Source organism: Paraburkholderia sp. JPY465, assembly GCF_050436725.1.
GTDB classification, from domain to species: domain Bacteria; phylum Pseudomonadota; class Gammaproteobacteria; order Burkholderiales; family Burkholderiaceae; genus Paraburkholderia; species Paraburkholderia youngii.
Genome location: NZ_JBNDMT010000003.1, coordinates 325,069 through 339,985 on the forward strand (window position 1 = coordinate 325,069; position 14,917 = coordinate 339,985).

At 67.7% G+C, this 14,917-nt stretch carries 13 protein-coding genes; 3 read left to right on the forward strand and 10 right to left on the reverse strand.

All coding sequences use genetic code 11. The features are described from left to right. Nucleotides 1-88: 88 nt before the first annotated feature. The gene (locus QFZ94_RS16045) at nucleotides 89-394 is read left to right on the forward strand and encodes a DUF2917 domain-containing protein (RefSeq protein ID WP_429458126.1); all 306 of its coding nucleotides are present in this window, start codon (nucleotides 89-91) and stop codon (nucleotides 392-394) included. A gap of 68 nt (nucleotides 395-462) precedes the next feature. Here QFZ94_RS16045 and QFZ94_RS16050 read toward each other — a convergent pair whose 3' ends face one another. Continuing rightward, complete coding sequence (locus QFZ94_RS16050; RefSeq protein ID WP_429458128.1) at nucleotides 463-1,704, reverse strand: citrate/2-methylcitrate synthase; 1,242 nt, start codon at nucleotides 1,702-1,704, stop codon at nucleotides 463-465. A gap of 124 nt (nucleotides 1,705-1,828) precedes the next feature. Between QFZ94_RS16050 and QFZ94_RS16055 the strand changes: the two genes are divergently transcribed. Then, entirely contained in the window at nucleotides 1,829-3,238 is a 1,410-nt protein-coding gene (locus QFZ94_RS16055) for a CoA transferase (protein ID WP_429458130.1), read from the forward strand. A 73-nt stretch (nucleotides 3,239-3,311) separates the two neighbouring features. Here QFZ94_RS16055 and QFZ94_RS16060 read toward each other — a convergent pair whose 3' ends face one another. Next, the gene (locus QFZ94_RS16060) at nucleotides 3,312-4,058 is read right to left on the reverse strand and encodes a GntR family transcriptional regulator (protein WP_013090333.1); all 747 of its coding nucleotides are present in this window, start codon (nucleotides 4,056-4,058) and stop codon (nucleotides 3,312-3,314) included. 196 nt (nucleotides 4,059-4,254) lie between these two features. Between QFZ94_RS16060 and QFZ94_RS16065 the strand changes: the two genes are divergently transcribed. Beyond that, nucleotides 4,255-5,100: an aldo/keto reductase gene (locus QFZ94_RS16065; RefSeq protein WP_429458132.1), complete on the forward strand. Its 846-nt coding sequence runs from the start codon at nucleotides 4,255-4,257 to the stop codon at nucleotides 5,098-5,100. Nucleotides 5,101-5,182: 82 nt separating this feature from the next. On the opposite strand, the gene QFZ94_RS16070 is transcribed toward QFZ94_RS16065, so the two are convergent. From QFZ94_RS16070 to QFZ94_RS16105, 8 genes are all read right to left on the reverse strand, one after another. Next, nucleotides 5,183-5,644 carry a Rap1a/Tai family immunity protein gene (locus tag QFZ94_RS16070; RefSeq protein ID WP_368584768.1) on the reverse strand — a complete coding sequence of 154 codons (462 nt, stop codon included), beginning with the start codon at nucleotides 5,642-5,644 and terminating at the stop codon, nucleotides 5,183-5,185. Nucleotides 5,645-6,267: 623 nt separating this feature from the next. Then, nucleotides 6,268-6,750: a hypothetical protein gene (locus tag QFZ94_RS16075; protein ID WP_429458134.1), complete on the reverse strand. Its 483-nt coding sequence runs from the start codon at nucleotides 6,748-6,750 to the stop codon at nucleotides 6,268-6,270. A 408-nt stretch (nucleotides 6,751-7,158) separates the two neighbouring features. Further along, nucleotides 7,159-9,348: an ABC transporter ATP-binding protein gene (locus tag QFZ94_RS16080; RefSeq protein ID WP_429458136.1), complete on the reverse strand. Its 2,190-nt coding sequence runs from the start codon at nucleotides 9,346-9,348 to the stop codon at nucleotides 7,159-7,161. Next, nucleotides 9,345-10,259 (reverse strand): ABC transporter permease, encoded by a 915-nt coding sequence (locus QFZ94_RS16085; RefSeq protein WP_429458138.1) that lies wholly within the window; start codon nucleotides 10,257-10,259, stop codon nucleotides 9,345-9,347. The genes QFZ94_RS16080 and QFZ94_RS16085 overlap by 4 nt, the downstream gene beginning before the upstream one ends. Beyond that, nucleotides 10,256-11,284, reverse strand: coding sequence for an ABC transporter permease (locus QFZ94_RS16090; RefSeq protein ID WP_368584772.1), 1,029 nt, complete (start codon nucleotides 11,282-11,284; stop codon nucleotides 10,256-10,258). Before QFZ94_RS16090 ends, QFZ94_RS16085 begins: the two co-directional genes overlap by 4 nt. 40 nt (nucleotides 11,285-11,324) lie before the next feature. Then, nucleotides 11,325-12,998: an ABC transporter substrate-binding protein gene (locus QFZ94_RS16095; protein ID WP_429458141.1), complete on the reverse strand. Its 1,674-nt coding sequence runs from the start codon at nucleotides 12,996-12,998 to the stop codon at nucleotides 11,325-11,327. A 231-nt stretch (nucleotides 12,999-13,229) separates the two neighbouring features. Beyond that, the gene (locus QFZ94_RS16100) at nucleotides 13,230-14,324 is read right to left on the reverse strand and encodes a HoxN/HupN/NixA family nickel/cobalt transporter (RefSeq protein WP_429458143.1); all 1,095 of its coding nucleotides are present in this window, start codon (nucleotides 14,322-14,324) and stop codon (nucleotides 13,230-13,232) included. A gap of 48 nt (nucleotides 14,325-14,372) precedes the next feature. Next, complete coding sequence (locus QFZ94_RS16105; RefSeq protein WP_368584775.1) at nucleotides 14,373-14,900, reverse strand: cupin domain-containing protein; 528 nt, start codon at nucleotides 14,898-14,900, stop codon at nucleotides 14,373-14,375. Nucleotides 14,901-14,917 lie beyond the last annotated feature (17 nt).

Sequence of the window (14,917 nt, forward strand, 5' to 3'; positions counted from 1 at the left end):
CGATGAAAGTGTTCGGAACTGTGCATGGGTTTCCGATCATCGCACGCCAATAATCGGTACAACAGATAGTTCTTCGAGGAGAACGGCGATGCGAGAAGTGCGAGTTTTCGAACTGGAACATGGCGAGCCCGTCACGGCCTGGCGGGTTACGCGTCCGTCGATTTTCAAGATGATCAGCGGCAACATCTGGCTGACCGTCGAGGGCGAGCATGCAGATCACTGGCTGGCGGCAGGGCAGTCAATCGAGTTGGCGCGTGGATCGGTGGCATGGATCAGCGCGGGGCGGGAAGGGGCGCGTTTCGCGCTGGCGAGCGGCTCGCAGCGCAAGCTGCCGACGCTGCTACTCGGCTGGCCGATACCGGCTTGGCTGGCGCGTCGGCCGAGCGTAGTCTGATGCGGGGCAACCGGCGAGCCGCCGCTTTGCAGGCCGGACGTAGCCCGTAAGCAGCTCCTAAGCAGCCCCTAAGCAGCCCCTCCCGCCTCATACTCCCCGATATACCGCGCTCGCGGCCGGATCAACCGGCCATCGCGCGTCTGCTCCATCGCGTGTGCGATCCAGCCGACCACCCGCCCGAGCGCAAACAGCGTGAATGCGGCGCCGGTCGGCAAGCCGAGCACGCGCTCGATCGCCGCAAGCGCGAAATCCACCGTCGGCTCCGCGCCGGTCGTGTCGCGCACCGCTCGCGCAAGCTGCAGCACCTCGTTGAGCGGCGAGCGGGCCGGCGCGCAGTCGGCGAGCATCGTCAGCAACAACCGCGCGCGCGGATCGCCGTCCGGATAGAGCGGATGACCGAAGCCCGACAGCACCGGACCTTGCGCGCCGTGCTCGTGCCGCGCGAGCCGGTTCGCCAGATAGCGGTCCAGATCGGGCGAGCGCGACGCTTCATCGAGCAGCGCGGCAATGCGCACGGTTTCGCCGCCGTGACGCGGCCCGGAGAGCGCCGCGAGGCCGCCCGCGACCGCGCCGAACAAATGCGTGCCCGTCGATGTAATGCAGCGCACCGTGAACGTCGACGCGTTCAGCTCGTGATCCGCGCACGCGACCAGCGCCGCGCGCAGCAGCCCGCTTTGTTGCCGGCTGCGCACCCGCCAGGCCGTCGCGATCTGCCGATGCAGCGGTTCGTTCGACGTTCCCGCCGGCAGCATCGCGGCGGCCAGCAGCCGCATCACGGCGCACGCGGTGTCGAGCTGCGCGTCGCGGCCAAGCGCCCACACGCGCGGCATCTGCGCGGCGGCGGCCGGCAGCAGCACGAGCGCGCGATCGAGCGGCGTGCTGTCACTCCACAGCTTGAGCCACGCCGCCCATTGCGCGGGGGCGAGCGGCACGGCGGGCGCATCGGCGATGCGCCGCGCGCTGCATTGCCACAGCAGCGCCGCGACGTCTTCGAGTGACGCACTGCGTGCGAGCTCGATCGCATCGTGCCCGCGATACAGCAGCCGACCGTCCGCGACCAGCGTGATCGACGATTCGAGCACCGGCACGCCCCAGTCGAGCACCTTCTGCGCGACCTTGCCGGCGCGCTTGCCGTCCGCCTTGCGACGCGCGAGGCGGCGCACCTCGGCGGCATCGTAGAGGCGATGTCTGCCTTGCGCATCGGGCGACGAGCCGAGCATGCCGCGGCTCACGTACGCGTACAAGGTCGGCAGGCTGACGCCGAGCGTCGCGGCCGCTTCGGCGGCGGTCAGGTAGATCGGGGCTGACATGAAAGCACGTGAAAACCGAAGAAATCAATATATATTGATCATCATAATCAAGATTGATTGCAGCAAGGCGTAAATTTAGACTCGGTGCACCTGCTTCCTGTCCGCGGTCAACGCGCCCGATCCCATGACACCCGAACTCGCCCTCAAGCACATCTGGACCCTCGCCGGCTGCGATCCGGTCGCGCTGCACGCCGTGTCGCTCGCCGGCGCGGACCCCGGCTTGCCGTCGGTCTATCACGTCGGCAGCCTCGCGTCGTCGACCATCGCGGCGACAGGCCTCGCGGCCGCCGAATACTGGCGCCTGCGCAGCGGACGCAGGCAACGGGTGTCGGTGCAGATGCGTCGCGCGCTGGCGGCATTTCGCAGCGAACGCTATCTGCGGATCGACGATGGGCCACCGCCCGCGCTGCGCGATCCGGTCACAGGCTTCTACGAAACGGGCGACGGCCGCTGGATCCAGCTGCACACGAATTTTGCGCATCACTTGAAGGGCGTGCTCGACGTGCTCGGCTGTGACAACGGCCGGGAATCGGTGGCGGCCGCGATTCGCGGCTGGGAGGGCGCGACGCTCGATCAAACGCTCGCCGACGCGGGCCTATGCGCCGCCTTGATTCGCACGCCAGACGAATGGGCTGCGCTCGAGCAGGCCAAAGCGATCGCGCGCTTGCCGCTGTTCGAGATCGAGCGCATCGGCGACGCGCCGGCCGAGCCGCCGCGCCATGCCGATGCCGACGCCGCGCCCGGCATCGACCGTCCGCTCGCGTGCGTGCGGGTGCTGGATCTGTCGCGGATCATCGCGGGACCGGTGGCCGGTCGCGCGCTCGCGCATCATGGCGCGGACGTGATGACGATCAACGGGCCGCATCTGCCGAACATCGCGCCGCTCGTGATCGACAACGGACGCGGCAAGCGTTCGGCGCTCGTCGATCTGCGCGACGCCGCTGGCTGCGACACGTTGCGCGGACTCGCGCGCGATGCCGACGTGTTCCTGCAAGCCTATCGTCCGGGCGCGCTCGCGGCACGCGGCTTCGGGCCGGACGAGCTGGCGCGGCTGCGGCCTGGCATCGTCTATGTGTCGGTTTGCGCGTACGGGTACACGGGGCCGTGGGCGCAGCGACGCGGCTTCGACAGTCTGGTGCAGTCGGCGAGCGGCATCGCGTGGACGGAGCGTGCGGCGGCGGGTTCGGCCGAGCCGCGGCATCTGCCGTGTCAGGCGCTCGATCACGCGACCGGCTATCTGGCCGCGTTCGGCGCGATGGTCGCGCTCGCGCGGCGGGCACGCGAGGGCGGCAGCTGGCATGTGAAGGTGTCGCTTGCGCAGACCGGGCGCTGGCTGCAGTCGTTCGGGTTGCTGGCCGATGGACAGCAGGCGCCGGAAATGTCGCTCGACCATGTGCGCGATTGCGTCGCGAGCGTGCAATCGGAGTTTGGGTGTGTGCTCGGCGTTCAGCCCGCCGAAGAACTGGAACAGACGCCGGCGTTTTATGCGCTGCCGCCGGCGCGCATCGGCGCGCACGAAGCCCGGTGGACTTAACAGGGTAGCGTGCGCCGCGGTGGAGCTTGAACCGCGGCGCGCCCGGCCGTCCGACCATTCACCGAGTCGCAGCCTACTTCCTCAACTCCGCCACGAAGTCGTAGTAATCGTTGCGGCAATACGTATCCGTCAACTCGATCGCGCGCTGATCCGCGGTATAGCCCACGCGCGTGATCAACAACAACGCCTCGTTCGGCGCGATGCTCATCTGCTGCGCGATCTCGTCGCTCGCGTTCACCGCGCGAAAGTGCTGCAACGCGCGCACGATCGTCAGTCCGCGATTCTCCAGATACGTGTACAGCGAGTCGCCGATTGCCTGCGGATCGGGAATCACAGCGGCCGGGAATGTGGAATTCTCGACCGCCATCACGATGCCGTCGGCGAGTCTCAGTCGTCGCAGCCGCGTGACCGCGGCGGCCGGCGACAGCCCCAACTGGATCACTTCATCGCGATTGGCCGGCGAGATTTCGCGCGACAGCCACTTCGAACTCGGCGTGAAGCCGCGCCGCCGCAGCATTTCGCTGAAGCTCGACAGGCGCGACAACGGATCTTCATAGCGCGGCGTGATGAAGCTGCCCGCGCCTTGGGTGCGGCGGATCAAACCCTGCTCGACGAGCAGAGCGATCGCCTTGCGCGACGTGATGCGCGATACGCCGAGCGCCTCCGACAGCACCCGCTCCGAGGGGAGCGCTTCACCGGCGTTCCAGCGGTTTTCGTGGATCGCGCTGCCGAGCTTGCGGGCAAGTTGCAGATAGAGCGGCGTGTCGTTTTCCGGGTCCGGGCGCAGGTCGCGCCAGCGGTCTTCCGAGGCAGAGGTCATGGGGCTCACGCAAGATGGGCAAGCGGCAATTTTAAAACATCGGCGCGCCCCGTTATAGCGGGCTTTTGCCTGGCGCGCCGTCGTGAGGCCGCGGAGCCGCTAAACTCGTCTCCAGGTTTTTCGTAGCATGCGTTGCGCGGTGAGGTCTCGCGCAATTGCATCGCATCCCGGTCGAGCCACTTTCGAAGGAGTCAGCATGACGAGCGAGATCGCAAGCGTGAGCTTGCCGGACGGCGAGCGCATTCCGGCGCTGGGGCAGGGCACGTGGGAGATGGGCGAGCAGCGGGCACGGCGCGCGGCGGAAATCGATGCGCTGCGCTGCGGCATCGAACTCGGCATGACGCTGATCGACACCGCCGAAATGTACGGCGACGGCGCGACCGAGTCGCTGCTCGGCGAAGCGCTCGCCGGTTTGCGCGACAAGGTGTTTCTGGTCAGCAAGGTGTATCCGCACAACGCTAGCCGACGCGGCGCGATCGCCGCGTGCGAGCAAAGCCTGAAGCGTCTGAAGACGGACCGGCTCGATCTGTATCTGCTGCACTGGCGTGGCTCAGTGCCGCTCGCGGACACCGTCGATGGCTTCGAGGCGCTGCGGCGCGCGGGCAAGATCCGTCACTGGGGCGTGAGCAACTTCGATACCGACGACATGGAAGAACTCGTCGCGACGCCAGGCGGCGACGCGTGCGCGACCAACCAGATTCTGTACAACGTGGCGCGGCGCGGGCCGGAGTTCGATCTGCTGCCATGGCTCGGCGCGCGCGACATGCCGGCGATGGCGTACAGCCCGGTCGATCATGCGCGGCTGCCGAAACGCTCGCCGCTCGACGACATCGCCGACGCGCGCGGCGTCTCCGTGTTTCAGGTGGCGCTCGCGTGGGTGCTGGGCAAGCCCAATGTGTGCGCGATTCCGAAGGCGGCGCGGGTCGAGCATGTGCGCGACAACCATCGCGCGTCGCAACTGGTGCTGGAAGCGGACGAACTCGCCGCGCTCGACGCGTATTTCAAGCCGCCGCGCGGCAAGCGTGCGCTGGAGATTTTGTAAGCGCTGGCGCGGCCGCCGTCCGTTGCGGAGCGGCGGCGCGCGAGGCTTGAAGCGCTGTGGGCGCCGCTGACGCCGCGCGCGCTCAGGTGCAGGGGTGGTGCTGATGCACGGAGCCGAGCACGGCGACTTCGGCGGGGGTGTGCTGCAGCGCGTCGTCTGGTACCTGGGCGGCATCGGCGAGGAAGTCGTCGACGATCGACGACACCGGCACGTCGCGCAGGCATAGCGACACGCGCTGGGTTTCGTTGACGGGGAAGGTGGTGCGTTGCGCGAGGAACAGCACGCCGTACTGATAACCGTGGATGATGCCGCGGATCGCGCCGACGCATTGCCCTTGCGCGACGTTGTCGTGGCGCTGTTTGCAACTCTGTACGAGCGAGTAGGCGGAGAAGCTCGGATCGACCGGTGGCGCCGCTTGCGACAAGGTTTGCGCCATTGGCTGCGCGGGTGTTTGCGCATTGGCGAGCGATGCGAGGCCCAGGGCGCTAGCCATCAGCACGGCGGCTGCCGTGCGGGTCGCGGAGGGGGGGACACTTCTATGCATGTTGTGGGCCCTCATATCGAACGATGAATTTGATATGAGGCGGTCGTCTCGGATTGGTTCCATAACACTCACACGCAGTGGAGGTTGTGTTCCCGCCGCTCGCGGTGCGGTTCGCGCGACGATGCGAGGCGCGGCTCGCGCGCGCTCCAGGCGATTCCGTCAGCGCGCGCCGAAGGCGGGCGGGCCGCTCCGGCCGGCCTGCGGCGGTGACGCCCGACCGGGGGATCGGGACGCCACCGCCGTTGCCAGCGGATAGCGGACAGTATGCCGGGACATGTCGTCGGCGGGTAGGGCGCGGGCTCCCTACCCAGGGCAACGGGCGACGCCTAGTGCCCGTTCCCGCCACCGTTGCCACTGCCGCCGCTGCCGCCACCCTTGGCTCCGTGACCGCCGCCGAAGCCTCCGCCAAAGCCTCCGCCAAAGCCTCCGCCAAAGCCTCCGCCAAAGCCTCCACCATGCGCGCCGCCGAAACCACCCCTCGGGCCACCGCTTGAGCCTCCGCAACCGCAGCTGCCGCTCCCGCTGCCGCCGCTGCTTCCGCATCCACTTCCACTTCCACCGCCACCGCCACCGCCGCTTGCGCCTCCACCGCTTCCACCGCCTCCACTGCCACCCCCACCATTTCAGCCACCACTACTGCTACCACCATTACTTCCGCCGCCGCTATTTCCCTTACCGCCCGTGCCCGCACCGCCACTCCCACTTCCGCTCCCTGAACCCGCCGCCCCGGCGCCGCTGTTACCGTTTGCGCCAGCCCCGCTATTGCTCGAACCCGCCGCGCCGCCACTACCGCTGCCGTTGCCACTGCCGCCGCCGAGCCGGCCGCAGCCCGGACCGCCAAGCCCGCCGCAGCCTACCGGCGCGAACACCGGGGCGGCATCGTCGGCGGCCGTGGCGGCGGTCGCCGCGTCGTCGTTCTGCGCGAGCAGCAGCGGCGCTGAATCTCCGGTTTGCGCCGGCGACGCGTCGGCCATCACCATCGAGCGAGGGATCACGTCCGTCGACGCCCCGTACGCGGCCTCGCCCGCCAGCACCGCCACCCCCGCGAGCACCGCTGCGCGGCGCATCATTGCGCAGCAATGCCGATCTGATTTTCTGATTTTCATCGCGCGTCTCCAGCTGCCACAGCGGCGGCCGACCTGTCTGCACGCGGGTCTTGTCGAACCCCGAGTCCGTCGTGCCGAAGTTGCCCGCGCGTCGCTGCCGTGCTGATCGCTTGAGGTCGCGTCATCGCGTGGTGACGCTCGTCGTGCGGATGTGCGCGGCGTTGCGCGCGCGGGTTGGCTTCGAATCTCTGGCCGCAGATTTAGCGATATCCATGCCACGCATCGCCGAGCCTTGAAGCGACGCGGGCGATCTCGGGATGTGCGATGCGCACGCCGGAAAAACGCCCGAAAACGTTGCGACGATGAAACGCGCGGACGCAAAAGCGTGTTTCCGACGCGGGATTCGTTAAGGGGGCGCTGTGCTGGATGACGCCGCGTCACGCGACGTCGATGAGGTTCGAATTGACGCTAGCTGGCGTTTTCCGACGCGTCGTCGGAAGCGGCGCCGTTCGTCGTGTTGCCCGCGTTGTCGTCGCGCGGCTCGCATTGCAGCTCGCGCAGAGTGGCGACCGGAATATGGCAGCGAATCCGGTGGGCGGAAGGCGAGTCAGCGGCGCCGCCGGCTTCGAGGAACGGCGGGTCCTGCTGCTCGCAGATCGCGCCGAGCTTGCGCGGACAGCGCGTGTGAAAGACGCAGCCCGACGGCATCGCGCCGGGCCCGGGCAACTCGCCCGTCAGATGGATGCGCGTACGTTGATGCACTTCGCCGGTTGCACCGTCGCCCGGCAGCGTCGGCACGGCGGACAACAGCGCCTCGGTATACGGATGCTGCGGCCCATCGAACACGGCCGCCGCCGGGCCGATTTCGAGCAGCCGGCCGAGATAGAGCACCGCGATGCGATCCGACACATAGCGCACCACGTGCAGATCGTGCGAGATGAACACGTAGCTGACGCCGCGCTCGCGCTGCAGATCGGCGAGCAGATTCAGGATCGCGGCCTGCACCGACACGTCGAGCGATGAAGTCGGCTCATCGCACACGACGACGCGTGGTTCGCCGGCAAACGCGCGCGCAATCGCGACGCGCTGCTTGAGTCCACCCGATAGCTGGCGCGAACGTGCGTCGAGATAGCGCTCGGGCAGCCGCACGGCGTCCGTCAGCGTGCCGAGCCTTTCGTTGATCTGGCGTCCGCGCAGCGCGGTGAAGCGCGCGAGCGCACGACCGATCAGCCGCTTGACCGAATGCGCGCGATTGAGCGCCGAGTCCGGATTCTGGAATACGATCTGCAGCGACTTCAGCTGCTCGTCGCTGCGTCGCGTGACGCGCGCGGCGAGCGGTGCGCCGTCGAGTTCGAGCACGCCGCCGGCATCGGGTGCGAGCAGGCCGAGCATCAGCCGCGCGAGCGTCGTCTTGCCGCTACCCGATTCGCCGACGAGGCCGAGCGTCTCGCCGCTCGCGAGTTCGAGCGACACGTCATCGACCGCGCGCAGCGGCGCGCCGGATACGTGGAATGTTTTCGACAGGTTGCGAGCGCGCAAGACCGGCGCGGAGGACGCGCGCGCTGCCGCGTTGGATGATGCGGCCACCACCGGCGCCTCGCTCGATGCCGCCCGCGGCAATTCGATCGCGCGCTCGTGATAGTGGCAGCGCGCCATCTGATCGCCATGCGCGGCGCCGAGCCGATAGGGCGGCGGCGCGTCGCGCCGGCAGCGCTCGTCGGCGAGACGGCAGCGCTCCGCGTAGATACAGCCCTGCGTGACCGAGCCCGGCAACGGCAGGCCGCCCGCGATCGTATCGAGCCGCTCGCGGTCCTTGCTGCGTCCGGCGCTAGGCAGGCAGCGCAGCAGCCCGACCGTGTACGGATGACGCGGCCGCGCGAACACGTCCTGGGTCGCGCCTTCCTCGACCAGCTTGCCCGCGTACAGCACGCCGACACGTTCGCACATGCGGCCGATCACCGCGAGGTTGTGGCTGATGAACAGCACCGCGGTGCCGAGCTCCTCGCGTAACTGCGCGACGAGGTCGAGCACTTCCGCTTCAACGGTCGCGTCGAGGCCGGTGGTCGGTTCGTCGAGAATCAGCAGCGCGGGGTTCGACGCGAGCGCCATCGCGATCACGACGCGTTGCTGCATGCCGCCCGACAATTGATGCGGATAGCTGTCCATCACGCGCTCGGGCGCCGCGATACGCACGCGCTGCAACATCTCGAGCGTGCGATGCAACGCTTCGTCGCGTGCGACGCCGGCCGCCTCGAATGCTTCGGAAATCTGGCGGGCAATCGTCAGCGATGGGTTCAGCGCGCGGCCCGGGTCCTGATAGACCATCGAGACGGTCGTCGCCCGCATGCTGCGCAGCGCATCGGCGCCGAGCTTCTGCACGTCCGCGCCGGCGATCGCGATCTTGCCGGCCTTCACCTTGCCGTTGCGCGGCAGATAGCGCAGCGTCGCCATCGCGACGGTCGACTTGCCGCAGCCCGATTCGCCGACGAGTCCATACGCCTCGCCGCGCCGCACGCGAAACGACACGTCTTGCAGCACTTCGCGATCGCGTCCGCGAATCCGGTAGGTGACCGTCAGGCCGACCACGGTCAGCGCATCGGTGCGATCGCTCTTCGACACGTCGAACGCGGCGAACGAGGAGGGCGGCGCGCCGTTCATCGGTCGAGCACTCCCTGCACGCTGTCGGCGATCAGATTGACGCCGACCACCAGCGACGCGATCGCGCCCGCCGCGAACACGACGGTCCACCACGCGCCGCCCGCCATCAGCGTGTACGACTCGGACAGCGCGAGCCCCCAGTCGGCCGACGGCGGCTGGATGCCGAAGCCGAGAAACGACAGCGTCGCGACCGCGAAGATCGCATAGCCGAGCCGCACCGTTGCTTCGACGACGATCGGCGGCAGCACGTTCGGCAGGATCTCCACGAACATGATGTACGGGGCGCGTTCGCCGCGCAGCTGCGCGGCGGCCACGTAGTCGAGATGGCGCTCGGCGAATACGGCGGCGCGCACGGTGCGCGCGGTGATCGGCGTGAACGTGAGGCCGATCACGAGAATCACCGTGAGGTTCGACGCGCCGACCGCCGCGAGCGCGAGCAGCGCGATGATCACGAGCGGCAGCGCGAGCACCGCATCGATCACGCGGCCGATCACGTCGTCGACCCACCCGTCGAAGTAGCCGACCAGCAGGCCGAGCGCGGTGCCCGCCGCGGTGCCGAGCAGCGTCGCGAGCGGCGCGATGGTCAGGATGTCGCGCGCGCCGACGATCACGCGTGAGAACACGTCGCGGCCGAGCTGATCGGTGCCGAACCAGTGCGTGCGATCGGGCGGCGTGAGCGAATTGAGCGGATCGGACGCGTACGGATCGAGATGCACGAATCGGGGCCCGGCGATCGCGCAGACGATCCACCACGCGACGATCAGCGCGCCCACGAGGAAGGTCGGCGAACGCAGAAGCAGCAGGAGGCGCGGGAAGCGTGGCTCGGCGGGCGCGCGTGGCGCGGAGCCCGGTGCGCCCGGCGCGGGTACGCCCGGTGGCGTTGAAGAAGCCGGCGGCACGCTCGTATTCATTCTGCGGTCCTCACCCGCAGCCGCGGATTGAGCAGCACATGCAGCGCATCGGCGACCAGATTCGCGAGCGTATAGACGACGCCGATCGTCAGCACGCCCGCTTCGAGCATCGGAAAGTCCTTCGCCTTGGCGGCGTTGTAGATCAGCGAGCCGATGCCCTGGTAGTGGAACAGCGTCTCGACCACCACGAGTCCGCCGATCATGTAGCCGAGCTGGGTGGCGGCCACGGTGATCGTCGGCAGCAGCGCGTTGCGCAGCACGTGCCGCCAGATCACGACGTGGCGCGGCAGGCCCTTGAGGATCGCGGTGCGCGTGTAGTCGGCGTCGAGCGCTTCGACGGTGCCCGCGCGCGCCATCCGCGCGATATAGCCGAAGAATACGAAGACGAGCGGCAGCACCGGCAGCACCAGATGCCGCAGCTGTTCGAGCACGCTTGCATCGGGCGGGAACGAAGCTTCGATCGGCAGCCAGCGCAGCCACACGCCGAACACGAGGATCAGCACGATCGACGACACGAACTCCGGCACCACGGTCGCCGACAAACCGGCAATGCTGATCGTGCGATCGAGCCAGCGTCCCGCATGCATCGCCGACCACACGCCGCCCGCAATGCCGAGCGGCACGACGACGATGAATGCGAAGAGGCCGAGCTTCGCCGAATGTCCGAGCGCATCGGCGATGAACGGCCCGACCGGTTCGCGATACGCGTACGACAGCCCCATGTTGCCGCGCACGAAGTGCGTGATCCAGTCGATGTATTGCGTGAGCAGCGGCCGGTCGGCGCCGAGCTGATGGTTGAGCGCGGCGACCGCGCGCGCATCGGCGAGCGGCCCGAGCACCGCGCGGCCGATATCGCCGGGCAGCAACTGGCCGCCCGCGAACACGATCAGCGACAGCAGCCACAGCGTGATCAGCGACAGACCCACGCGCGTCGCCAGAAAACGCGCGACGCGGCCTGCGTTGCCGTTCGTCGCGCGCGGCAAACGCGATGGGTTCGAGGCGGGAGCGGGCGCCGGAGCCGACATCGTGAGTTCTCGTGCGGAGGTGCGTTGAGCAGCGCGGTACCTACGCGCTCAGCGTCGCGCGATCGAAATACAGCTGCGCGAGCGCGGTGAAGCGCACGCCGTTCACGCCCTTGCGCATCGCGATCAGCTGATCGTAGAAGAACGGGATGATCAACGGCGTTTCGTCGAGCAGCAGCGTCTGGATCTGTCCGGAGAGTTTCTTCTGCGTGGCGAGGTCGATCGCCGAGACGAACTGCGCGACCAGTTGATCGTATTGCGGATTCTTGAAGTGCGCAGCATTCCACGTGCCGTTGCTCGTCAGCGTCGCGTTGAGGAACACGTTCGGCACGCCGCGATGACCGTAGTCGGTGATGCCGAGCGGCGCGTCGAGCCAGTCGGATTTGCCCGGCGTGCCCGCGCCGTAGTACAGCGACTGGCTCTCGACCTTCAGATTGATGCGCACGCCGATCGCCTTCGCGGCGTTCTGCACGACGACCGCGAGGTCTGGAATCTCCATGTATTTTTCGGTGGTCAGCGTGACATCGAAACCGTTCGGCACGCCGGCTTGCGCGAGCAACTGCTTCGCCTTCGCGACGTCGATCTTGCGTTGCGGCACGCCTGCATCCGACGACGGAAACACCGGCGCGAACGGGCTGTCGTTGCCGAGTTGCGCGCGACCCTTGAAGAGACCGCGCACGAGCACGTCGCGATCGAGCGACAACGCGAGCGCCTGGCGCACCCGTTTGTCCTTGAAGAGCGGGCTGTCGTTGCGCATGTGAATCTGCCGATGCGCGCTCGACTTCACGCCCACTGCCTTGTAGTCCGGATTGTTCAGGATGGCCGCGCCGCCCTGCACGGTGAAGGTGCCCATCACGTCGGCCTGGTGGCCTTGCAGCGCGAGCAGTTGCGCCTGTTCGTCCGCATAGAACGAAAACTGTACGCGTTGCGGTAACGCTTTGTCGCCCCAGTAGTCGGGATTGCGCACGAACGACGCGCCGATCTTCGGCTGATACTTTTCGAGTTTGAACGGGCCGGTGCCGATGAAGCTCTTTTCGTAGTTGCCCGCGAAATTCGCGGGTAGGATCACCGCGTTGTAATTATCCGAGGATACGTAGTAGGGGAAATTGCCGATCGGCGCGTCGAGATGAAATTCGACCGTGTGTTCGTCGACGACCTTCGCACCGCCTTTGGACAGCACGCCCTTCAATACCGACAACGCGGCCGAGCCGCTCGCGGGATCGGCGAGACGGTCGAAGGTGGCGACCACGTCTTTCGCGCCGAAGCTCTGGCCGTCGTGGAATTTGACGTTGGGGCGCAGCTTGAAGGTCCACACGTCGCCCTTGTCGTTCGGCTTCCACGACAGCGCGAGCGCGGATTTGAGCATCAGCTTCTCGCCGTCGTCGTCGATCAGGAATTCGCCGGTCTGGTTTAGCAGCGCGAGACTCGCGGCGTCGGTGACGGTTAGCGGATCGACGGCGCCCGCCGGCGTCAGATGCGCGACGCGAATGGTCTGGTTCGTCGGGGCCGGCGCACCTTGCGCCCTCGCTCGCGGCGCGCCGAGCAAGCCGCCGCCCGCGAGTGAAAGACCGATCACGCTCGCGTAACGCAGCAGTTCGCGGCGCGTGATCCGGCCGGCGAGGAACTCGTCGAGGGCGTGGTTGCCGTAGGCGTCGGCGGCGAGGCGGGCTTCGTTCAATGCATCAGGGGCGAGAAATCGGTCCGCTGGCGTTTTCATCGATGGCGTGTCCAGTCCGTTCTGTTGCTGGTTCCGAAGCGTCGCGCGAGCGGCGCGACAGCGCGGAAGGCAGCGCGCTTCCCGATGGGCGGCGCGAGGTGACGGGGCCGCGGTCGCGAAGGCGCAACGCTGCGCAGAGCGGTTTCAGTGTAAGCGATTGCTCACGGCTCTGGCGTGCAGCGTTAGCCGGTCCGCCGATAAATGAGGAGCGGTGTGTCGTCGTCACAACGTTTACCGGACACGTGCGCGCGAGAGGTGGTCGCGATTACGGAGGGAATGGCGGGACACTGGAAAAACCTGCTGACCTGCCGCTTCGGCGCCAACGGGCCGTCTCCAGCGATGAAACAGCACCGAGCCGATCCAGCACGCCATGAAGGCCGCGACGATCGCATAGCCGAGCGCGCCGAAATGATCGTTGATGCGGGCGATCGCATCCAACACGCCGCCGCTCCAGCCGAAGCGGTCCGACAGTAGTCCCAACGCCTCGATGCCGCCGATCACGATCGCGACCACCGCCGACACGAACGTGATGCTCGCGTTGTAGTACAGCTTGCGCTTCGGGTCATCCATCGCCCAGCCGTACGCGTGCACCATCAGCACGTTGTCGGTTGAATCGACGAGCGTCATGCCGGCCGTGAAGAGCGCGGGGAACACGAGGATCGAGTAGAGCGGCAGACCGGTGCTCGCCTGCGACGCAGCGATCGCGAGCAGGCCGATCTCGGTCGCGGTATCGAAGCCGAGCCCGAACAGCACGCCGACCGGGTACATGTGCCAGCTTTGGGTGACCAGCCGGAACAGCGGCCGCAACGCACGCGACAGCAGCCCGGCTGGGGCGAGCGAATCGGTTGACGCGGTGGCCGCTGCGCCATCGTGTTGCGCGTGCCGGTAGCGGCGCCACACATCGCGCAGGATCACGAGATTGACCGCCGCGAGCACCAGCAGGAATGTCGCGGAAACCAGCGTGCCGAGCGTGCCGCCGAGTTCCTTGAAGCTCTCGAAGCGCCCATGCAGCGAATGCGTGGTCCACGCGATGCCGATCGTCGCCGCGATCACGATCGTCGAGTGTCCGAGCGAAAACGCGAGCCCGATGCCGAGGGGCCGCTTGCCCGTTTGCATCAGCTTGCGCGTGACCGCGTCGATCGCCGCGATGTGGTCGGCGTCGACCGCATGACGCAGACCGAAGCCATACGCAAGCAGCGCGGTGCCGAGCAGCAGCGGGTAGTGGCGAAACGCGATCAGCGCCCACAGCCATGCGCCGAGGTTGGCGACGATCAGCACCGCGTAGAGCGTGGCGAGGCGACGGCGCAGCGAAGCGGTAGGCGTCATGTGGCGCGGGCGGGTCAGTCGGCAGGTGAATGATGAGGCATGAGCGACTCAGTGATCGTGCGGATGCTTGTGGATCGGATCGACCCAGTAGACCGTTTCGGGCTGCTCGACCGCGTCGATGTTCAGATTGACGACGACCGCTTCGTTGTCGCTGCGTACGAGCACGCATTCGAGCGGCTCGTCGGTGCTCGCGTTGATCTCCTGATGCGGCACGTAGGGCGGCACGAAGATGAAGTCGCCGGGACCGGCCTCGGCGGTGAATTCCAGATGCTCGCCCCAGCGCATGCGCGCCTGGCCGCGCACCACGTAGATCACGCTTTCGAGCGCGCCGTGATGATGCGCGCCGGTCTTCGCGTTCGGATGGATCGTTACGGTGCCGGCCCAGATCTTCTGCGCGCCGACGCGCGCCGCGTTGATCGCAGCCGCGCGGTTCATGCCCGGCGTTTGCGCGGTGTTGGTGTCGAGCTGATCGCCGCGGATGACCTTCACGCCGTGCTCGCGCCAGTCGATCTGTCCGCCGGTTTCGGCGGCTTCGTGCTCGGCCCGGTAATGCGGATGTTCGTGATCCTGGCTCATCGTGCGTCCTCCTCGGC